Origin of the sequence: Tropicimonas sp. IMCC6043, assembly GCF_004146235.1 — a bacterium.
Taxonomy (GTDB): Bacteria; Pseudomonadota; Alphaproteobacteria; order Rhodobacterales; family Rhodobacteraceae; genus Tropicimonas.
In genome coordinates this window covers 38268-58477 of the sequence record NZ_SELO01000005.1, presented here as the reverse complement: position 1 = coordinate 58477, position 20210 = coordinate 38268, and the positions used below count along the sequence as shown (strand labels likewise).

Sequence of the window (20210 nt, the reverse complement as noted above, 5' to 3'; positions counted from 1 at the left end):
AAAAGGATCCGCGGCGACATGTGAATTCCATCGCCGCGGAGAGCCGGCCGGGACCGGCGCGCGGTGCCGCTAGAGATAGAGGCCGGGGTTCTTCTGCCGGCGTTTTTCCTTCTCCGCCGTGAGCCGCCGCAGGGTATGTTCCATGTTCTCCGCCGCTGCGGGGACCTTCTCGTGGTCGGTCGGCTTCGCCTGGGGCGCGGGCTCCTTTTTTGCGGCGTCCGGGGTCTTCGATGTGTCGGTCATGGATGTTCAGCCTCCACGCCTCCCGAATCGGGATGGCTCTCCTCCTGTTGGTTTCCTGTCCCGGCCGCCGGTTGCCGCGTCGGCCCGGACCGATGAAATGGTGCCACGCTTTGCCGGTCTGTCCACATGATTCGGATCAACTGGCGGTCCGGTTCCCACCGGCCCGCCGCGCGTCAGCCCCGATCCTCGCCTTCGGCAAGCTCCTGCGCCAGGCGGAATCCGATGCGGCGCGCGGCGGTCGCCTGCGGTTCCTTGGGCAGCGCCCGCAGAATCACGTTGAGTTGGCTTACATGCTGGATGAGCTGGGTGCGCGTGCCGTCCGCGTCCATGCCATAGAAGGTCACGATATCGGGGTCGAAATAGCCGATCCCCTCGATTCGCAGTACGCCGGCGGTGGCGCCGGTGAAACCCATTGCGATCTCGTGCTCGCCGTCGAGTTGTTCCTCGAAATTCTTGATGTAGAGGATTAGCCGCTCATAGGCCCATTTCGCCGGGCTCTTGCGCTCCGGCGATTCCAGCACCCGCTCGGGCAGCGGCTCGATCTCGACGCTGCGGGTCTTGGGGTCGGCATGGATTGCGCGGGCACAGGGTGCCTTTGTCTCGGTCATCGCGTCTCCCCACCGCTCAGGCGCGGCGCCAGAGCCAGGCCCCGTCGGCGCGTCGCGCCCGTGTTGCCTGGCGGGTTTGCAGGAGATGATTGAGGTGTCCGACGGATTCCGCAAGGGCAAGCCCGTATTCGCCGGCGCCGATCTCGCGCCGGAAGAGCGGTGCGAAGCAGTCCTGCGCGGTGCGGGGCTCGCCAAGGTAGCTCAACAGGCGCTCGAGAGCGGAATGGTGGTTCTCGATCAGCTGTTCCATGCGCGCCGGCAGGCCGGTGAATGGCAGCTTGTGGCCGGGCAGGACGAGTTGGTCCTCGCGGGCGAAGGCAGAGAGGCGGGTGCAGGACTCGATCCAGGCGCCGACCGGGTCCGCCTCGGGCTCGGTCGGGTAGACGCCGAGATTGGGCGAGATCGAGGGTAGCAGTTGGTCGCCGCCGAGCACGAGGGCGTCATCACGGCTCCAGAAGGTCGCGTGTTCGGCGGCGTGGCCGTCGCCAATGCGGATGTCCCAGTCGCGCCCGGCCATGCGGATCACCTCGCCCTCGGCCAGCCGGGTGAATCCGAGTGGCATCGGCCAGACGACGTCGGCGAAGTTGAAAGGCCGCTCGGCGGCGCGTTCGGCATAGGTCTCCGGGTCCATCCCGGCCGCGCGCCAGAACGCCAGGGTCTCCGGCGGCGGGAGGTGCTGCTCGTCGAGCGTGAGCATCCGCGCGTAGAGCCAGGCGGTGCGGGTGGTGGCAAGCTCGGCGCCGTGCTCGGAACGGAACCAGCCGGCGAGCCCGACATGGTCTGGGTGATGGTGTGTGACAATCACCCGGATGACCGGCTTGCCGCCAAGCGGCCCGGACAGAAGGGCTTCCCAGATCGCGCGGGTCTTGCGGCTCGACAGGCCGGTATCGATCACCGTCCAGCCGTCGCCCTCATCGAGGGCATAGATGTTGACGTGATCGAGCGCCATCGGCAGCGGCAGCCGAAGCCAGAGCACGCCCTCGGCGATCTCGAGCGCGGTGCCCTCGGCGGGTGGTGTCTCATGCGGGTAACGGATCGGCCCGGCGGCGTCTCGCATCTCAGACCGCCTCCAGCGCGTCGACCGAGAGCGCGTAGAGACCCGCCGCGCCCTCGCGCAGTTCGGCGATCAGCGCCGCGTGTTCGGGCAGGATGCGCCGGATGAAGACGCCGGCGAGCGCGCTGCGCGGGCCGTCGCCACCCTCTTCCATCGCCGCCATGAGGTGATAATGCGCACCGAGCACGCGGGCGAAGGCGCGCAGATAGGCGGTGCAGCCGGCGAACCGGTCCTGCATTTCCTGAGCGACGAGCCACTCGGTCGCCTCGCGGAGGTTCTCGGCGGCCTCGAAAACGGGCTGGGCGAGATCCGGCAACCGTTTCCGGGCTGACTCGGCGACGGTCTCGACTTCGTCCAACAGCGCCTGCGCCGCCGCGCCGCCATCGGCCATCTTGCGGGCCACCAGATCCATCGCCTGGATGCCGTTGGTGCCTTCGTAGATCTGGGTGATGCGCACGTCGCGAGCAAGCTGCGCCGCGCCGGTCTCCTCGATATAGCCCATGCCGCCATGGACCTGGAGACCGAGCTGCGCCACCTCATGTCCGATATCGGTGCCGTGCGCCTTGGAGATCGGCGTCAGCAGGGCGGCGCGCGCCTCCCACTCGCCCTCGCCGGTTGCCCGGGCGAGGTCGATCGCCACCGCATTGGCAAGCGCGACGGCGCGCGCTGCAAAGGTCTCTGCCTTCATCCGCGTCACCATCCGGCGCACGTCCGGATGCTCGATGATCGTGCCGGTGCCACCGACGCGGCCCTGCTTGCGCTGCGTCGCATAGGCGATGGCCTGCTGCGTCGCCGCCTCTGCGAGCCCGATCCCCTGGGTCGCGACACCGAGCCGGGCGTTGTTCATCATCGTGAACATCGCCGCCATGCCGCCATTCTCCGCGCCGACGAGCCAGCCCGTCGCGCCGTCGAACTCCATCACGCAGGTCGGGGATCCGTGGATGCCCAGCTTGTGCTCGACGGACAGGACCTTCACCGCATTGGCCGCCCCCGGCCGGCCCTCCGCATCGGGCAGGTTGCGCGGCACCAGGAAGAGCGAGATGCCCTTGGTGCCCGCTGCGGCGCCTGGCAGCCGGGCCAGCACGAGATGGCAGACATTCTCGACAAAGTCGCAATCGCCCCAGGTGATGAAGATCTTCTGCCCGGTGACGGAATAGGTGCCGTCGCCGTTCGGCTCGGCCCGCGTCACCAGTGCGCCGACATCCGAGCCCGCGCCCGGTTCGGTGAGGTTCATCGTCCCGGACCATTCGCCGGAGATGAGCTTCGGCAGGTAGAGCGCCTGGATCTCGGCGCTGGCATGGGCGCTCAGCGCCTCGATCTGACCCTGTGTCAGCAGCGGATGGAGTTGCAAGGAGAGGCAGGCCGAGGACATCATGTCGTTGATCGCGGTCTGCAACGCGACCGGCAGGCCCATCCCGCCATGGGCCTCGGGCGCCGAGACGCAGACCCAGCCGCCCTCGGCCAGCGCGTGATAGGCCTCCGCATAGCCCGGCGAGGACCGCACCCGTCCGTTCTCCAGCACCGACGGGTGGAGGTCGCCGGCCCTGTTGACCGGCGCAAGTGCCTCTTCGCAGAGCTTTCCGGCCTCCGCGAGGATCGCCTCGACCATGTCGGGTCCGATCTCGTCAAAGGCCGCTGTCTCGCGCAGCCGGTCGAACCCCACGACCTTCTCAAGCAGGAACCGGAAATCGGTGAGCGGCGCACGGTAGGACACTGAAATCTCCCTCGACGTCTTGGCCTTGGCTTGGGCCGGCGCGGGGCGTATCACCCCCTGAATCGCGTTTCACCCTAGCCAGTGCCGGAACGCGGAACAAAGTTGGACGCAGCGTCACGGAACTCGCATGGACCGGAACACCGATTGCCTCGCCGCCGATCCGGCCGGCATCGACCGCGCCTCGGAGCTTCTGGCGGCTGGCCAGCTCGTAGCCTTCCCGACCGAGACGGTCTACGGCCTCGGCGCGGATGCGCGGCAAGGTGCGGCGGTGGCGCGGATCTTCGAGGCCAAGGGACGGCCGCGGTTCAATCCGCTCATCGTCCATGTGGCAGATCTCGCGACAGCGGAGCGATACGGGCACTTCGACCACGACGCGCTGGCGCTCGCCAATGCCTTCTGGCCGGGCCCGCTGACCCTCGTGGTGCCGATCCGTGCCGAGGCTGGCCTCTCCGATCTTGTCACCGCCGGGCTGGGGACCGTCGGCCTCAGGGTGCCGCGCGGTGACGTGGCGCAGACGCTCCTGCGTCGCTTCGCAGGGCCGGTCGCCGCGCCCTCGGCCAATCCCTCAGGCAAGATCAGCCCGACCCGCGCCGAGCATGTGCTGGATGGGTTGGCGGGGCGCATCGCTGCGGTTCTCGATGGCGGCGCGGCCGAGGTCGGCGTCGAATCGACGATCGTCGGCTGCTACGACCATCCGCGACTGCTGCGCCCCGGCGGGCTTCCGATCGAGGCGATCGAGGCCGCTCTCGGCCGCAGCCTTGCCCATGCGCCGCCGGGCGGAACGCCCAACGCGCCGGGCCAGCTCGCCTCGCACTACGCGCCGGATGCGGCGTTGCGGGTTGGGGCGGAGACGGCCGAGGCGGGGGAGATCCTGATCGGCTTCGGGCCACAGGCCAGCGACGCCGCGTTCAACCTCTCGCCCTCGGGCGATCTGGTGGAAGCGGCAGCCAATCTCTTCGAGATGCTGCGCCAGGCGGATGTGTTGGGCCGTCCGATTGCCGTATCGCCGATCCCGGAGCACGGGCTGGGGCGGGCGATCAACGACCGGCTGAGTCGCGCTGCGCATCCGCGCTGAGCGGCTGTCCATCCGCGACGTCGGACGCGTCCGGCTCGAGCGCGAGGCCGAGCCGCTCTCCGACGTCCGTATCCGCAAGCCCCAGGCAGTCCAGCGCCTCGCGCGCGCTGCGGAAGTTCTCGATCTCGAGAGCTTCGATATCGGACATGAGCGACTGCATCATCCGCGCCATGCCAAAGGCGAGGTCACCATATGCAAGATGGACCCATTTTACCCGTCCGGCGAGCCCTTCGTAGCTCGTCCGCAGGCGCTTGTGCAACTCGTGCTGGTCCTGAAAGCCGATATCCGTCGAGGTCACATCATGCACGTGAACCAGTTTCGCCATGTCAAAGCGGTGTCGCGGATCGGCAATCACGCTGGACAGAAGGTCCTGCTGATCCTGCCGAGTCACGTCACCCCAATATTCGACGTAGAGCAGATCGATGTCCGCAAATATGAGGTATCTGTAAGGCAATCGCCGTCTCTCGAGCTGGCACGTTCGCCTTATGATTTTATCATGCGCGTCGAGGTTAGTGAAACGCCGTTGCCGAATAGGTGCTATTCTCTCAGACGCGATCCGCGTCGCCAGATAGGTCCGCCTGGCGCGGCGCCGGGCGGTCCGGGCGTTGGAACTTTCAGCTTCCGGTTGAGAGTGCCTCTAGGATCTGCCGGGCCGAGTCGCTGTCCCATTCGGCATCGCCAATCAGGCGGCCCACCTCGGCGCCCTCCGGGTCGAGGATCACTGTTACCGGCAGGCCCAGCACTGCGAAGGAGCGGGCGAGCGCTTGGCGCGGGTCGCGATACTGCACCAGATCGGTGGCGCCGATCTCCTCCATGAACCGCGTGATCGCGGCCGGGGGATTGCGACCAACGGCGACGGTGATCACCTCGACCGGTTTGCCTGCCATCTCGGATTGCAGGTTCGCGAGCGTTGGCATCTCCTTGCGGCAGGGCGCGCACCACGTGGCCCAGAAATTGACCACCAGCCACTTGCCGCGATGGTGGGCGAGGCTCACGGGGGCATCGGACATGTCGACGACGTCGACCGCTTCGACCGACTTTGGTGCATCGTGCAGAACGAGCTTTTTCATGTCGCCTTCGCGCAGCGCCGCGATTGCCTCGATATCCGCGGCGAGCCCGGGCGCCGTATTTGCCAAGAGCGCGAGGCAGGTATAGACCGTCGCGGCCACGAGATGCTTCATTTCCAATCCTTCCGGGGTCCGAGACCATGAGTGATGCCAGAGCCGAGGCCGCCAACCAGATGTGGGGCGGGCGCTTTTCCAGCGGGGTCGATGCGATCATGGAGGCGATCAACGCCTCGATCGGTTTCGACCGCCGCCTTGCCCGACAGGATGTCGAAGGCTCCCGCGCTCACGCCGCGATGCTGGCCGCGACAGGCATCATTAGCGATAGCGACGCAGAGGCGATGCGGGAAGGGCTGCTCACAATCTTGTCAGAGATCGAAGGCGGTGCGTTCGAGTTTTCCACTGCGCTGGAGGACATTCACATGAATGTCGAGGCGCGGCTGAAGACGCTTATCGGCGAGCCCGCCGGCCGGCTGCACACGGGCCGCTCGCGCAACGACCAGGTCGCGACCGATTTCAAGCTCTGGGTGCGGGACCAGTATGACGCGGCGATTGCAGGGGTGGAGGCACTGCAACGGGCACTGCTGGCACAGGCCGAGGCCGGTGCCGACTGGGTCATGCCGGGCTTCACGCATCTTCAGGTCGCCCAGCCGGTGACCTGGGGCCATCACATGCTGGCCTATGTGGAGATGCTGGGCCGTGACGCGGGCCGCCTTCGCGATGCCCGCGCCCGGATGAACGAGAGTCCGCTCGGCGCCGCGGCGCTGGCCGGCACCTCCTTTCCTATCGACCGGCACATGACGGCCGCCGCGCTCGGCTTCGACCGGCCGGCGGCGAATTCGCTCGACGCGGTGAGCGACCGGGATTTCGCGCTGGAATTCCTCTCCGCGGCGAGCATCTGCGCGATGCATCTGAGCCGGCTTGCCGAGGAACTGGTGATCTGGTCCTCCGCGCAGTTCCGTTTCGTCACCCTGTCGGACGCATTCTCCACCGGCTCCTCGATCATGCCGCAGAAGAAGAACCCCGACGCGGCGGAGCTGATCCGGGCCAAGATCGGCCGGATCTTCGGCGCCAATGTCTCGTTGATGGTGGTGATGAAGGGGCTGCCGCTGGCCTATTCAAAGGACATGCAGGAGGACAAGGAACAGGTCTTCGACGCCGCCGACAGCCTGATGCTGGCACTGGCGGCGATGACCGGTATGGTCGCGGACATGAGCGCCAACCGGCCGGCGCTGGAAGCCGCGGCGGCGAGCGGCTTCTCGACAGCAACCGACCTCGCCGACTGGCTCGTTCGCGCGCTCGGCTTGCCGTTCCGCGAGGCGCACCATGTCACCGGCGCGCTGGTGGCGATGGCCGAGGCGGCGGGCTGCGACCTGCCGGATCTGACGCTGGAACAGATGCAGTCGGTTCATGCGAAGATCGACTCCTCTGTCTTCGAGGTGCTCGGCGTGGCAAACTCGGTGGCAAGCCGGACGTCCTATGGCGGCACCGCGCCGGTTCGGGTGCGCGAGCAGGTGGCGGCCTGGAAAAAGCGGCTTGGATGAGGAGGGGCGCGATGCGACGCAAGGCGGCACTTTTCGGGCTGGTTCTGGCGGCGGGGCTCGCGGGCTGCGGCGCCGACGGGCCGCCGATTCCGCCCGACACGCGGGAGCAGCCGCGTGCTGGGATCACGATCTCGGGCAAGGCACAGATCGGCGTGGCCGGTGGGTCGGGCGGCACGCGCACGGTGAGCCGGATCACAAACTGAGCCCGCCGATGCGTCGGTGGCGAGGCGGTTCCCGGCCCCATGTCTTGCGGTCAGTCCTGAACGCCCAGATCGCTCAGGATCTCGACGATTTCTTTGTAGGCTGTGACGTTTCGACTCTTAGCCCAGTCGAGAGGCGTGAGGCCCGACAGATCCCGTGGAGAGGTCTCGACACCCCTGTCGACGAAAAACCGGATGAGTTCGTCGCTACCGACATTTCGAAAGGATTCCGTCGTGGTCGAATAGAAGAAGGGCGTGCGGCCGTTGGCGCTGACCGCCTCGATATCGGCGCCGGCTTCCACCAGAAGCTTCACGAGATCGACATCGCCTTGCAGGCTTGCGATCAAGAGCGGCGTCATGTTTTTGGCGGGCTCGCGGCTGTCGACCACTGCGCCGGCGTCGAGAAGGGCCGCGACCACAGCGGCATGGCCAGCCCTCGTCGCAAGATGGCTCGCTGTTTGTCCGCTCTGGCTTCGGGCCCGCAGATCCGCGCCATTGGCCAAGAGCAGCATGACCATGTCGTGATCGCCGAGTTCGGCCGCGATGTGGAGCGCCGTCTTTCCATCGATTTCGCTGGCCCCATTGATCATGGCGCCGCTCTCGAGGAGACGGAGTACAATGGCGGGACGTTGCTCGACCACCGCGACATGGAGCGGCGATCCGATGCGGAAGTCGGTCTGGTCAACGTTCTCCGTATCGCGCAGCGCCGCGTCGACCGAGGCGATGTCTCCGGTCCGCACGGCGGCGTGCAGCGCGTCGGCCTGCGCCGCATCGCCGGTAGAGGCAAGGGCGAACGGTAGGAGAAACAGATACTGTCGGAACGGAAAAATGAGCGACATCGTGATTGTCTCCTGTCAATGGTTTGGGGCAGCCTCTCGAGCCTAACACGATCTCGTGCGACCTCCGAGGCAACAGAACAAAGGGAACCGACCAGATGAGGGATATTCCGAACGACCCGACCCGGCGCCGGGCGATCAAGGTGACGACATTCCTGGCGGCGGTCACGCTGCCTGTCCTGCTCGCCGCGGCCGGAGCGCAGGCGCAGGGAATGGGGCCCGCCATGGGGCCGGGGATGCATGGGCATGGCGCATTTGGCGCCGGGCATGACGAGGTCACCATGCCGGGGCTCCGGGGTCTCAACGCGACGCCGGAGGAGAGCGCCGAACTGGCCGTCATGTTTCGGAACTTCCCGACGATCAGCCGCGTGGTCACCAACCTGCCGGATGGCATCCGCACGGTGACGCGCTCCTCAGATCCCGCGGTGATGGATGTACTGGTCAGCCATGTCGCCGGGATGATCGGGCGGGTCGAGGAGGGCGACGACCCGCAGATCTTAATCCAGAGCCCGACGCTCGACATCTTCTTCGCCCGCGGCGACCGGATCGAGTCCGACATTTCCGTCACCGATGACGGCATCGTCGTCGTCCAGACCTCCGAGGACCCGGAGCTTGTCGAGGCGCTGCAGGTCCATGCGGCCGAAGTGTCGGCCATGGCCGACCGCGGCATGCAGGCGGTGCACGAGATGATGATGCGCCGCGCGGGCAACTGAACGGCCCCTAAAGTGTGCGGCGGAGGAGGTGTCAGGCGATCAGCCCGTCATGCCCCATCCGTTGGTCGGCCTCGAGAGTCAGCGCATCGAGATCCTGCTGGAGCTTGAGCCGCAGCGCCTCCCGCGCCTGCGGGTCGAGCTTCTTGGGGACCTCCGCGTCCCATTTGCGATACATCATCACTCCGCGCCCGCCGGGTCGGGGCAGCAGCATGTCGTCCCAGCTCGGAAGGGTGCGGTAGCGCTCGACGGAGTTGGTGTAGAGCCAGATCGGCGCGCCGGTGAGGCGGGCCCAGTCGATCGGGATCGGCTTGGCGACGCGCTTGGGCCCCTCGGGGCCGTCGATGGCAAAGCCGATCGTGGTGCCGCCGCGAACCATGCGCGCCACCTGCAACACGGACGCCGTGTTGCTGCGCTTGATCTTCATCGGCATCGTGTCGAGGTCGAAGCGGCGCATGACGCGGCCCACCAGCCGGCCCGGGATCTGCGCCGATGTGACGACGCAGAAGGGGCTCCAGGCCGGGTCCCAGCCGCGGGCGGACATCGCCAGGCGCCCGTGCCAGAGGGCGAAGATGATCGGCTTTCCGCCGGAGACGGCATCGATCACAGCCTCGCGGCCGTCATACTCCCAGTCCGTCCTGCGGTGGAGCCGGTCGATATGGCCGGCGACGAGACGGGCGACCGGGCCGGAGACCGCGTCGCTGGCTGCGGCGGCCTCGAGCCGCTTGCGGATGCGTTTTTCCATCGAGGCCATGGGCCGGCTCTCCCTCCTGTTCGGGCGGTTCTTGCAGCGGGTGGGGGCGGCGGCAAGCGCCAATGTCCGGGTCCGGGGGCGTGTCCCCGAAATGTGACCCGGTCCGCGTCGGGGAAGGGCACCGATGGCCGGCGCAGGTGTGTCCGCGGTCTGGCCCGCGTGTGGATTGCCCCGCGCCGCCGCTGTGGTAAGAGCGGGGCTTGGAGCAGCCAGGACGGGAGCGCCCGATGGATCATTTTCTCTACCGCGACGGCGTGCTCTTTGCCGAGGACGTACCGGTTTCCGAAATCGCGGCCGCCGTCGGAACGCCGTTCTACTGCTATTCCACCGCGACGCTGGAGCGGCATTTCCGGCTCTTCGACGAGGCGCTGGCGCCGCTGCCGCATCTCGTCTGCTTCGCGATGAAGTCGAATTCAAACCAGGCGATCCTGAAGACGTTGGCGGCGAAGGGCGCGGGGATGGACGTTGTCTCCGGCGGCGAATATGCACGGGCGGTCGCGGTGGGCGTGCCGGGCGAGCGGATCGTCTTCTCGGGCGTGGGTAAGACGGTGAGTGAGATGCGGGCGGCGCTGGCAGGCGGTATCCGGCAGTTCAACGTCGAGAGCGAGCCCGAGATGGAGGTGCTGAACGCGGTGGCGGTGTCGATGGGTCTCCGGGCGCCGGTCGCGATCCGGATCAACCCGGATGTCGACGCGCGGACCCATGCCAAGATCGCCACAGGAAAGTCGGAGAACAAGTTCGGTATCCCGATTTCCCGGGCCCGCGCGGTCTATGCGCAGGCGGCCGCGCTGCCGGGGCTCGAGGTCGTGGGGATCGACGTTCATATCGGCTCGCAACTGACTGAGCTCGAGCCCTTCGAACTGGCCTATCGCAAGGTGGCCGACCTGACGGAGGCGCTGCGCGCGGACGGACACGAGATCCGGCGGCTGGATCTCGGCGGCGGCTTGGGCATTCCCTACACGCGGTCGAACGAGGCACCGCCGCTTCCAAGCGACTATGGCGACCTCATCAAGCGGACGGTCGGCCATCTCGGCTGCGAGGTGGAGATCGAGCCTGGGCGACTGATCTCGGGCAATGCCGGGATCATGGTGAGCGCGGTGATCTACGTGAAGCGTGGCGAGGGGCGGGATTTCCTGATCCTCGACGGAGCGATGAACGACCTCGTGCGGCCCTCGATGTATGATGCGCATCACGACATCGTCCCGGTGGTGGAGCCCGAGCCGGGCGTCGAGCCGGCGCATTTCGACATCGTCGGCCCGGTTTGCGAGACCGGCGACACCTTCGCCCGGCAGCGTGCGATGCCGCCGCTGGCGCCGGGCGACCTTGTCGCCTTCCGCTCGGCGGGAGCCTACGGCGCGGTGATGTCCTCGGAATACAACACCAGGCCGCTGATTCCGGAGGTTCTGGTGAAAGGGGATCACTTCGCCGTCATCCGGCCGCGTCCGACCTTTGACGAAATCATCGCGCGCGATAACATTCCCGAGTGGCTCCTGTAACGGAGCCCCCCTGGGTTCGCGGGGCGTGCGGGCCGCCGAAAGGAGCGGGATGACCGACCAAACGGCCCGAGACACCGCAATGCGGCAGCTTGCGCGACCGTTGCGCCTGACCCGTTTGGGGATGGCGGCGGAGCGATTCACCTACTGCTTCTGGCGTGCCTGGTCGGTCTTTTTTGCCGTGCTCGCGGTCCTCATGCTCGGATTGCACGATTCGGCGCCGCTGGAAGTCGTCTGGGCCGGTGCGCTGGTCACCGGCGCTGCGTTCCTCTGGTTCCTCTTCGTCGGACTGCGCTGGTTCCGCTGGCCGAGCCGCGCGGAGGCGTTGGAGCGACTTGACGCGACGCTGCCGGGTCGCCCCCTTCAGGCGCTCGGCGACGATCAGGCGATCGGCGCCGGAGACGCGGCCTCGGAGGCGGTCTGGGCGGCGCATCTGGAGCGTATGGCGGCGCGGGCGGCCGCGGCACGGCGGGTGCCGCCGGATCTGCGACTGGCGCGCCGCGATCCCTACGCGTTGCGATACGTGGCAGTGACGGCGCTGGCGATGGCGCTGCTCTTTGGCTCCGTCTGGCGCGTCTCGACCATCACCGAGGCGGTGAGTCCCGGCAGCGGCGAGACACTGGCCGCGGGTCCTTCCTGGGAGGGATGGATCGAACCGCCCGCCTATACCGGCAAGCCGAGCCTCTATCTCAACGATATTGCCGCCGGCCCGCTCGTGGCGCCGCGCGGCAGCCAGGTCTCGATCCGGCTCTATGGCGAGGTCGGAGCGCTCACGGTCGACGAGACCGTGTCCGGGCGCACCGGCGAGGGCATCGAGCCGGCGACCGCAGCGGCTCAGAGCTTCGACATTACGCAGGACGGGCGGCTCGTCATCCACGGGCCCGGCGGGCGGGAGTGGGCGGTTACCATCGCCGATGACGCGCCGCCAAGGGTGCGGTTCGAGGGCACGCTCGAGCGCGAGGCGAGCGGCCGAATGCAGCAGGCGTTCCACGCCGAAGACGATTACGGCGTGGTTGCCGGGCGCGGGCTGATCGCGCTCGATCTCGAGGCGGTGCAACGGCGCTACGGGCTCGAGGTGGAACCCGACGCGCGCGATCCGATCGAGATCGACCTGCCGATGACGATCAGCGGCGACCGCGCTGATTTCGTCGAGACGCTGGTGGAGGATTTCTCCAAGCATCCCTGGGTCGGCCTGCCCGTCACGCTCACGCTGACGGTCGCGGACGCTGCCGGGCAGGAGGGCAGCTCGGTGCCGCTGGAGATCGCGCTGCCGGGGCGGCGGTTCTTCGATCCGCTGGCGGCGGCGCTGATCGAGCAGCGCCGCGATCTGCTTTGGGCGCGCGTGAATGGCGCCCGCGTGGCGCAGATCATCCGCGCCGTGACCAACCGGCCTGACGAGATCATCCGCGACGGCGCGGCCTACCTGCCGCTCCGGGTGGCGCTTCGGCGGCTCGAGGCGGGCGTGGCAGCGCCCGGCGGGCTGCCAACGGAGGTGCAGGAAGAGGTGGCTGAGGCGCTCTGGACCATCGCGGTGAAGATCGAGGAGGGAGATCTCTCCGATGCCGCGGAGCGTCTGCGCCGGGCGCAGGACCGCCTCGCCGAGGCGATCCGCAACGGCGCGACGGACGAGGAGATCGCGCAGCTGATGGAGGAACTGCGGCAGGCGATGCAGGATTACATGCGTCAACTCGCCGAGCAGCAGGACCCGAGCCAGCAGCAGCAGCTTTCCGAGAACGCGCAGACGATCACCGGCGACCAGCTCCAGCAGCTCCTGGACCGTCTCCAGCAGTTGATGGAGGAAGGGCGGACGGCCGAGGCAATGCAACTCCTCGAACAGCTCCGTCAGATGATGGAGAACATGCAGGTCACGCAGGGCCAGCCGGGGCAGGGCCAGAGTCCGGGTCAGCAGGCGATGGAAGACCTCGCCGAGACGCTGCGCGACCAGCAGGGGCTGTCGGACGAATCCTTCGACGAGTTGCAGAACCAGTTCGGTCAACAGCAGGGTCAGCAAGGGCAACAGGGTCAGCAAGGGCAGCAGGGCCAACAGGGTCAACCAGGCCAACAAGGGCAGCAGGGACAGGGGCAACAGCCCGGCCAGGGCGGCGAAGGCGGCGCGCCGGATCCGCGGTCTCTGGCCGAGCGGCAGGGCGCGCTGCAACGACGCCTGGACTCGCTTCGCCAGAACCTTCCTGGCGCGGGGACCGAGCCGGGCGACGCCGCCCGGGAAGCGCTGCGGCGCGGCAGCGAGGAGATGGGGCGGGCCGAAGACTCCCTGGACAACGGTGACCTCGCCGGCGCGCTCGACAGCCAGGCCCGCGCCATGGAAGCGATGCGCGAGGGCATGCGCGATCTCGGCGAAGCGATGGCGCAGCAACAGCAGCAGAACGGACAAGGCCAGCAGAACGGCCGCGCCGACGCCCCCGGCCAGCGCGATCCGCTCGGGCGGCAGGCGGGAACGACCGGAAATTTTGGAAGCGACGACAACATGTTGCAGGGCGAGGATATCTACCGTCGGGCGCGCGACCTGCTCGACGAGATCCGCCGTCGGTCGGGAGAACGCGAGCGGCCGGAGCTCGAGTTGGACTACCTGCGGCGTTTGCTGGATCGGTTCTGACACATCGCAGCATGCAGATGGCCCTTGCCCACGTCCTAAAGGGCGTTGGCGAGGCCGCGCCGCACTCTGCCCGTAGGGTGCTCGGGCGCTGCGATCGTCCGGTCGCCCCCAATGCTCCCGAAAGTTCGTGTTCCTGCCGCCTAAAGCCGCCCGGTCATCACCATCCAGGTCACGAAGACGGCGAAGATCAGGAGGATGTTGAGCATCAGCGGTGCAAGGATTCCGATGAACCGTCCGATCAGGCGGTCGCGCGGGTCGACCGCTTCGAGGAAGCGGCGAAGCGCCGTCTGCGCCTTCACGACCTTCGCGGGATCAATCTGCCGGCGCAGCTTCGGATTCTGCCAGAGCCGCTCCATCTCGATCAGATACCGCACCTCGGGCTTAAGTCTGCGGGGCAAGGTGCCCGGCGCGCGCTTCAGCTTGGCCGCCAGCGTGTCGCGTCCGCGCACGCCGAGCTGCTGGCGCCACAGAAGGGCCAGTTCGGCGTTGGTCTCGGGCAGGTCGCTCTGCGTCATGGCGTCCTTCTAGCCGGTTGATCCTTCGCCCGAAACAGGGAATCAACGCCACACCCAACCGCAGGACCCGCCATGCTCCATACCCTCCGCCACGGCCCCGACTCCGGCATTCCGCTCCTCATCGTCCACGGCCTCTTCGGCTCCGCGCGCAACTGGGGCGTGCTGGCGAAGCGACTCTCTGTCGACCGGCCGGTGCTGGCGGTCGACATGCGCAACCACGGCGAATCGTTCCGCGCCGAGGCGCATGGTTACGAGGACATGGCGGCGGATCTGGCGCGGGTCATCGAGGCGAACGACGGGCAGGCCGACCTGCTCGGCCACTCCATGGGCGGCAAGTCGGCCATGGTGCTGGCGCTGACCCGGCCGGAGCTTGTGCGCCAGCTCGTCGTCGCCGACATCGCGCCGGTCGCCTACGAGCACACGCAGTTGCATCTTGTCGAGGCAATGCAGGAACTCGAGATCGAAGGTCTTCGCCGGCGCAGCGAGGCCGACGCGGCCCTGCGCCAGCGGGTGCCCGACAGTGCCACTCGCGCCTTCCTTCTGCAATCGCTTGACCTAAAAGCCGAACCGCCGCGCTGGCGGCTCAATCTCGACGTGCTGGCCGAGGAGATGGACAAGATCCTCGGCTGGCCCGAGATCGACGGCCGATACGAGGGCCGCACCCTGTTTCTCTCCGGCGGCGCCTCCGACTATGTCCGGACCGAGCATCGGCCGGCGATCAAGGCGCTGTTCCCGGCGGCCCGCTTTGTGAAGATCCCGGACGCCGGCCACTGGCTCCACGCCGACCGGCCGCGGGAGTTCGAGTCCACTGTCGCGGTCTGGCTCGATACGAAGAATTGATTTCGGTTAAGGACTCCCGCGCTCCGATTGTGATAGAAAGAACCTAGTGGATCAGCCGAAAGGGGAGGATAGGATGATCGCACTTGACGATGTCGAGAGCATGAACTGCCTCGACCGGGAGCAGATTGCCGCCATTGCCGAAAACGCGCCTGTCGGGGAGCCCGACGCAGCGGTGATGCGTGCCTACTGCAAGCATCTCCACAAGGGACGTCGGAAGGTTCAGCAGATGATCTGCGACGACCTCCGCGTGGCGATGCGAAACGGAGATCTCGCGCAGGCCAAGACGCTTTTCCGGACGCTCCGGTATTTCATGGGGGATCAACCCGAAGCGAACCGGGGGGCTGCATGAACACTAATATCAGACTGTTTACGAGCCGCTTTTCGGGCGCGGATTCACTCCTCGTAGAGTTCTTTCGCAATCAGCCGGGCTATCGGCCAGCCGAATACCAGGCCGCCAAGGATCGCGGCCCCGATGGCTATGCCCGAAACGTAGCCCAGCACGAGCGCGGCAGTGATTCCGGTGCCCATGAGGACCGTCGATACGATCGCGTGTAGCAGGAGCGTCAATCGGAACACGATTGGCGGCCTCTCGCGTCGGTCAGGGACAGAGGCCGGCTAGCAGTTTGTTAGTCTAGGGTCGTTGATTCGGATCAAGGCGATGCCGGTGCTGCGCGCCGAACCGGACGGACCCTTCGACCCCTTCGACCGGAACGGGCCGGGAGATCCGGCCCGCCGCTTGTGTCAATCCGGCCAATCCTGTCAGGAGGCGAGGTCGATCGACTCGAGGATGCCGGCATTGTCGGTATAGCACTGCCACACGGTGCCGGTGCCGTTATCCTGCACCTTGATCGACATGCCGTCGATCGCCGGCTCCCGCGAGACGAGCGTGGTGCCGGCGCCGCTGTTGGATTGTGCCGCGACGGCGGCCTTGCAGGCCATGACATCGGGCGGATCCATTTCCACATTGCAGGCGGCCACGGCGGTCAGGAGAATCGCGGGCAGGGCGAGGCGGGAAAGTCTCATGATCTCATCCTTCAACTGGTCTGCGGTCGGCGGGGCGCGCCGGACCCGTCAACAGGTTAGCGGGGAAATCGCGCGACACAAAGCGCCGTGATCGCGCGCCGTGGAACGGCCCTTGCCTTGAGCCGCTTCGGAGCGCCTGATTGGATGAGACGAAACGTGGGGGATGAGCGTATGGCACTGCACCAGATTGCGCGGGACGCGCTGGAAGAGATCAAGGCTATCGAGGGGACCAGCGTCACCGAGGGGCACGAAGCGGAGATCCTGGCGGCGATCGACAAGGCGATGCACCGGGCCATGGAGGTCTGCTGCCGCGAGCACGCCGAGGTGGTCGATGAGCATCTCGACCACAGCCGCGGCGTCGCCCGTCAGATCAATGAGGAGACCGAGCGGCGGCGCAAGTTGCTCATCGCCAACCTCTCGGCGCTGCGTTGAGGGTCGGGCCTGTTCTCGGTTCGCGGACCAGCGCTCAATAGGGATTCCGCGCTCCGCGATCGGCCGAGAGCGACTGTTGCCGGCGCTCGACCAGCAATTCGATGGCGTCGGCGAGATGCGCGCGGTCGATATGGTGGTCGCCACGGGCGACGCGGATCCGGTGGGCCTCGATCATCACGTCGGCATGCCGACAGCCCTCCGGCGGCTCGAAACGATAACTTGCGAGCTCGATCCGGAGGCCGAGCGGGTCGCGGAAATAGATCGAATCCATGAATCCCCTGTCGACGGGCCCGGAATGCGCGACGCCGCGGGCGTCGAGCCGTTCCGCCACCTGCCAGAAGGTCGCCTGGCTCACGTTGAGCGCTAGGTGATGGAGCGAACCGATGGCCTCGGGCACCGGATCCGCGTCCGCCTTGCGTCCTTCGTTGGTAAAAATTGTGATTAGCCGACCGTCGCCCGGGTCGAAATAGAGGTGCCCCTCGTCAGGATTGTCGAGATTGGGCTGGTCGAAGACAAAGGGCATGCCCAGCACGCCTTCCCAGAAATCGATCGAGGTCTGCCGATCTGCACCGATGATCGTGATGTGATGCACGCCCTGGGTCTGGATCTTGCGGATTTCGGTTTGTGTCATGGTGTCCTCCCGGTCTCTTCCTCTCCACCGTCCAGGCGCCATTCGCCGCGGAACGCCGGTGTTCTCCGTCGAGGATGCCGCGCGGCGTCGTGCAAGTCACGGCCTCGCTGCGGGGAGAAGTGACCCGATCTATCCCCTCTCGGCATCCGCCTGCGGTCGGCGGGTGCCGGTGAGATAGAGCACCACGCAGCCAACCATCAGCAGGGAGGCCAGCAGGAAGGCTGCGCCGGGGTGATGCCAGGCCGCGGCCTCCCGCGTCGAGAGATAGAAAACCTGGGTCATGACCAGCGGCGCAAGCAGGGTCGCCAGCGACAGGACCGAGGTGACGACGCCCTGCAATTCACCCTGTGCGTCGTCGCCGACGCGTTTCGACATGACGCCTTGCAGCGCCGGTACCGCGACCGAGCCGAAGGCCGAGGCGGGGGTGAGCATCAGCGCGAGCGGGCCGGAAGTAATCACCCCGAGCGTCGCCAGAATGCAGGTCTCGAAGGCGAGGCCGAGAAGGATCGTGCGCTCCTCGCCGAGCCAGCCGATGACCGGTCCGACCAGAACCGCCTGGACGATGGTGTAGCCGATCCCGAACGCGGCAAGCGACAGACCGACCATAGTGCTGTCCCAGCCGAAGCGGAGCGGGGTGAAATAGGCCCAGATCGCCGGGTAGACGAAGAGCGCGAACTCGTAGACCGCGAGCACCGCGAGAAGGCGTCCAAGGCCGGGCAGGTGGGTCACATGCGCGATCGCACCGAAGGGATTGGCGCGGCGCCAGGAGAGCGGGCGGCGGATCCGGTCCGTCACGGTCTCGGGCAGGACGAGGAAGCCGAGTGCCATGTTTGCAAGCGCCACCGCAGCGGCGGCGTAGAACGGGGCCCGCGGGCCGAGGGCGCCGAGCAGCCCGCCGATCAGCGGGCCGATGACGAACCCCGCCCCATAGGCGGCATGGGTGAGGGCAAAGCGGCGCGCCTTGTCCTCGGGGCGCGAGATGTCCGCGACAAATGCCATGGCAGTGGCATGGGTCGCGGCAAGGATGCCACCGACGATCCGGGCGGCGAGCAACACCCAGATAGAGTCGGTCAGGGCCATGACAAGATAGTCCGCGGCCATCGCTGCGAGCGAAACGAGCAGGACCGGCCGGCGGCCGAACGCGTCGGAGAAGGCACCGAGGACCGGGCCGAACAGGAACTGCATCGCCGCGAAGCCGGTCGCCAGGATGCCGCCCCAGACCGCCGCCTCGCCGAGCGAACCACCGCGCACCTCGCGGATCAGATCCGGCATGACCGGCAGAATCAGCCCGATGCCCATGGCGTCGATGACGAGCGTCGTCAGCACGAAGGCGAGCGAGAGGCGCGGAGTCTTGGGTATGTGGGGCGCTGCGCGCAAGCGGACCTCCCGTGGTGCAGGTGCCATCGAAGGACGTGTCCGGACGCCGCCAGGGGCAGCCGGACTAGTGACCTATCGCGGCGAGAAACTCGGTCAGGCGGGCGGCATAGGCGTCAGGCTGCTCGACGGGCGCGATGTGGCCGGCACCCCGGATGAGGTGGAACTCAGAGCCTTTGACGAGCTGTGCAGTCTCGCGCACGAGGTCGGGCGGGGTCGAGCCGTCCTCCGAACAGGCGATGGCCAGCGTCGGCAGGGTGAGCGCGGCGGTGGTTGTATAGAAATCCGTGCCGGCAATGGCCTGGCAGGTGCCGACATAGCCCTCCGCCGGGGTCCGTGTGACCATGTTGCGCCAGAGCCGGAGCTCCGGCGTGGCGCGAAAGGCGCGGGTGAACCATTTCTCCATCGTGCCGTCGGCCAGTGCCTCGATGCCACTTGTCCCAACAGCGGCGACCCGCTCCTCCCAGGTCTCCCGCGTGCCGATTTTCGCCGCCGTGTTGGAGAGCACCAGCGCGCGCACGAGGTCGAGCCGCTTGGCCGCCAGCCCCTGCGCCACCATGCCGCCGACCGAGAGGCCGACGAAGACGCAGTCCTTGACGCCGAGCCGGTCCAGCAGCTGCTCGGCGTCGCGCACGAGTGCGCCCATGGAATAGGGCGGGGGCGGGCAGTCCGACAGACCGTGGCCGCGCATGTCGTAGCGGATAACGCGAAAGCGCGCGGGCAGGCGGGCGACCACATCGTCCCAGATCCGGAAATCGGTCGCGAGCGCATTGGCAAACACCACAGGCGGGCCGGAGGGCGCACCGTCCTCACGCCAGTGAAGCGCAACATCGCCGAGGTCTGCCATATGCATCGGATGCTCCTCCCGGTGGTCTCCCTGCTTCCCTATCCCGCCCGGAGCCATGGCGGAAGGGTGCCTCTGGGTCGCACGCGCCAGGGTCAGGCCAAAACGAGACGGTAGATCGCGGTGTCGACGGTGCCACGCGCGGGGTCGTTGGTGAAGCCGGCCTTTTCCAGCACCCGGGCGGAGGCGGGGTTGGCCCGGTCGACGCCGGCGACGAGCGTGACGGGCGCCAGCGAGGACGCAGCGATGACCAGCCCGGAGACGAGTTCGGAGCCCAGCCCCCGGCCCCAGGCAGTTTCGGCGAGCAGGTAGCCGACATGCAGGGACGGGCTGCCGTCGTGCTTTCGCAACTCTGCGAGGATCAGCAGGCCGAGCAGGGTCGGTTCGGACCTGTCGTCGATCCTCAGCACTCGGCTTTCGGCGGCGCGCGCATCGATCCAACCGGAGATGTCCGGCGCTGTTGGGGAGAGGTGCAGCGGCGGCGGAAGATGCGCGAGTACGGCCGGGCTCAGGATCGCGGCGAGCCCGGCTTCGAGCGCCCGGCGGCGGTCGGGGTCCGCCAGATCGGCCTGCCAGCTTGTTGCCTTGAGCCGCTCGGTTGTAAACGATTCAAGGGGTTTCACGGCAGGTCGTCCGGGCCGG

General features: G+C 67.5%; 24 protein-coding genes. 9 read left to right on the top strand and 15 right to left on the bottom strand.

Translation table 11 applies throughout. The features are described from left to right. Positions 1–69 precede the first annotated feature (69 nt). The 4 genes from EU800_RS26745 to EU800_RS07415 form a co-directional block, all read right to left on the bottom strand. Entirely contained in the window at positions 70–243 is a 174-nt protein-coding gene (locus tag EU800_RS26745) for a hypothetical protein (protein ID WP_165354587.1), read from the bottom strand. A gap of 173 nt (positions 244–416) precedes the next feature. After that, positions 417–851, bottom strand: a complete 435-nt coding sequence (locus EU800_RS07425; RefSeq protein ID WP_242500431.1) for a DUF6173 family protein — start codon at positions 849–851, stop codon at positions 417–419. 16 nt (positions 852–867) lie between these two features. Further along, positions 868–1908 (bottom strand): MBL fold metallo-hydrolase, encoded by a 1041-nt coding sequence (locus EU800_RS07420; RefSeq protein WP_129630158.1) that lies wholly within the window; start codon positions 1906–1908, stop codon positions 868–870. A 1-nt stretch (position 1909) separates the two neighbouring features. Beyond that, a complete protein-coding gene (locus EU800_RS07415) occupies positions 1910–3619 on the bottom strand; it encodes an acyl-CoA dehydrogenase (protein ID WP_129630156.1) in 1710 nt (569 codons plus the stop codon). Between the two features lie 127 nt (positions 3620–3746). Between EU800_RS07415 and EU800_RS07410 the strand changes: the two genes are divergently transcribed. Next, complete coding sequence (locus tag EU800_RS07410; protein WP_129630154.1) at positions 3747–4694, top strand: L-threonylcarbamoyladenylate synthase; 948 nt, start codon at positions 3747–3749, stop codon at positions 4692–4694. Here the strand turns inward: EU800_RS07410 and EU800_RS07405 are convergent. Both EU800_RS07405 and EU800_RS07400 read right to left on the bottom strand, forming a co-directional pair. Continuing rightward, positions 4657–5148 (bottom strand): hypothetical protein, encoded by a 492-nt coding sequence (locus tag EU800_RS07405; RefSeq protein ID WP_129630152.1) that lies wholly within the window; start codon positions 5146–5148, stop codon positions 4657–4659. The two genes, EU800_RS07410 and EU800_RS07405, sit on opposite strands and share 38 nt — an antisense overlap. A gap of 160 nt (positions 5149–5308) precedes the next feature. Then, positions 5309–5875, bottom strand: coding sequence for a TlpA disulfide reductase family protein (locus EU800_RS07400; protein ID WP_129630150.1), 567 nt, complete (start codon positions 5873–5875; stop codon positions 5309–5311). A 26-nt stretch (positions 5876–5901) separates the two neighbouring features. Between EU800_RS07400 and argH the strand changes: the two genes are divergently transcribed. Continuing rightward, on the top strand, positions 5902–7302 hold the full coding sequence (argH, locus tag EU800_RS07395; protein WP_129630148.1) for an argininosuccinate lyase: 1401 nt from the start codon (positions 5902–5904) through the stop codon (positions 7300–7302). A gap of 11 nt (positions 7303–7313) precedes the next feature. Beyond that, positions 7314–7505, top strand: a complete 192-nt coding sequence (locus EU800_RS07390; RefSeq protein WP_129630146.1) for an argininosuccinate lyase — start codon at positions 7314–7316, stop codon at positions 7503–7505. Positions 7506–7555: 50 nt separating this feature from the next. Here EU800_RS07390 and EU800_RS07385 read toward each other — a convergent pair whose 3' ends face one another. Further along, the gene (locus EU800_RS07385; RefSeq protein ID WP_129630144.1) at positions 7556–8341 is read right to left on the bottom strand and encodes an ankyrin repeat domain-containing protein; all 786 of its coding nucleotides are present in this window, start codon (positions 8339–8341) and stop codon (positions 7556–7558) included. Positions 8342–8436: 95 nt separating this feature from the next. Between EU800_RS07385 and EU800_RS07380 the strand changes: the two genes are divergently transcribed. Next, positions 8437–9051: a hypothetical protein gene (locus EU800_RS07380; protein ID WP_242500430.1), complete on the top strand. Its 615-nt coding sequence runs from the start codon at positions 8437–8439 to the stop codon at positions 9049–9051. Positions 9052–9082: 31 nt separating this feature from the next. Here the strand turns inward: EU800_RS07380 and EU800_RS07375 are convergent, their stop codons facing one another. After that, positions 9083–9802, bottom strand: a complete 720-nt coding sequence (locus EU800_RS07375; protein WP_129630142.1) for a lysophospholipid acyltransferase family protein — start codon at positions 9800–9802, stop codon at positions 9083–9085. A 227-nt stretch (positions 9803–10029) separates the two neighbouring features. On the opposite strand from EU800_RS07375, the gene lysA reads away from it, so the two are divergent. Both lysA and EU800_RS07365 read left to right on the top strand, forming a co-directional pair. Further along, a complete protein-coding gene (gene lysA, locus EU800_RS07370) occupies positions 10030–11298 on the top strand; it encodes a diaminopimelate decarboxylase (protein ID WP_129630140.1) in 1269 nt (422 codons plus the stop codon). A gap of 49 nt (positions 11299–11347) precedes the next feature. Further along, positions 11348–13909, top strand: a complete 2562-nt coding sequence (locus EU800_RS07365) for a TIGR02302 family protein (RefSeq protein WP_242500429.1) — start codon at positions 11348–11350, stop codon at positions 13907–13909. 140 nt (positions 13910–14049) lie between these two features. On the opposite strand, the gene EU800_RS07360 is transcribed toward EU800_RS07365, so the two are convergent. Next, positions 14050–14424 (bottom strand): hypothetical protein, encoded by a 375-nt coding sequence (locus EU800_RS07360; protein ID WP_129630138.1) that lies wholly within the window; start codon positions 14422–14424, stop codon positions 14050–14052. Between the two features lie 72 nt (positions 14425–14496). Between EU800_RS07360 and EU800_RS07355 the strand changes: the two genes are divergently transcribed. Then, positions 14497–15264, top strand: coding sequence for an alpha/beta fold hydrolase (locus EU800_RS07355; protein ID WP_129630136.1), 768 nt, complete (start codon positions 14497–14499; stop codon positions 15262–15264). A gap of 73 nt (positions 15265–15337) precedes the next feature. Then, positions 15338–15613 carry a hypothetical protein gene (locus EU800_RS07350; protein ID WP_129630134.1) on the top strand — a complete coding sequence of 92 codons (276 nt, stop codon included), beginning with the start codon at positions 15338–15340 and terminating at the stop codon, positions 15611–15613. A 44-nt stretch (positions 15614–15657) separates the two neighbouring features. On the opposite strand, the gene EU800_RS07345 is transcribed toward EU800_RS07350, so the two are convergent. Both EU800_RS07345 and EU800_RS07340 read right to left on the bottom strand, forming a co-directional pair. Next, a complete protein-coding gene (locus tag EU800_RS07345) occupies positions 15658–15840 on the bottom strand; it encodes a CTP synthetase (protein ID WP_129630132.1) in 183 nt (60 codons plus the stop codon). A gap of 183 nt (positions 15841–16023) precedes the next feature. Next, entirely contained in the window at positions 16024–16287 is a 264-nt protein-coding gene (locus EU800_RS07340) for a hypothetical protein (RefSeq protein ID WP_129630130.1), read from the bottom strand. Between the two features lie 171 nt (positions 16288–16458). Between EU800_RS07340 and EU800_RS07335 the strand changes: the two genes are divergently transcribed. Further along, positions 16459–16719, top strand: a complete 261-nt coding sequence (locus tag EU800_RS07335) for a hypothetical protein (protein WP_129630128.1) — start codon at positions 16459–16461, stop codon at positions 16717–16719. Between the two features lie 34 nt (positions 16720–16753). Here EU800_RS07335 and EU800_RS07330 read toward each other — a convergent pair whose 3' ends face one another. From EU800_RS07330 to EU800_RS07315, 4 genes are all read right to left on the bottom strand, one after another. Beyond that, positions 16754–17335 (bottom strand): VOC family protein, encoded by a 582-nt coding sequence (locus tag EU800_RS07330; protein ID WP_129630441.1) that lies wholly within the window; start codon positions 17333–17335, stop codon positions 16754–16756. A 144-nt stretch (positions 17336–17479) separates the two neighbouring features. After that, complete coding sequence (locus EU800_RS07325) at positions 17480–18727, bottom strand: TCR/Tet family MFS transporter (RefSeq protein ID WP_256369759.1); 1248 nt, start codon at positions 18725–18727, stop codon at positions 17480–17482. A 64-nt stretch (positions 18728–18791) separates the two neighbouring features. Further along, the gene (gene pcaD / locus EU800_RS07320; protein WP_129630124.1) at positions 18792–19577 is read right to left on the bottom strand and encodes a 3-oxoadipate enol-lactonase; all 786 of its coding nucleotides are present in this window, start codon (positions 19575–19577) and stop codon (positions 18792–18794) included. 86 nt (positions 19578–19663) lie between these two features. Further along, the gene (locus tag EU800_RS07315) at positions 19664–20191 is read right to left on the bottom strand and encodes a GNAT family N-acetyltransferase (RefSeq protein WP_165354586.1); all 528 of its coding nucleotides are present in this window, start codon (positions 20189–20191) and stop codon (positions 19664–19666) included. Between the last annotated feature and the right edge of the window lie 19 nt (positions 20192–20210).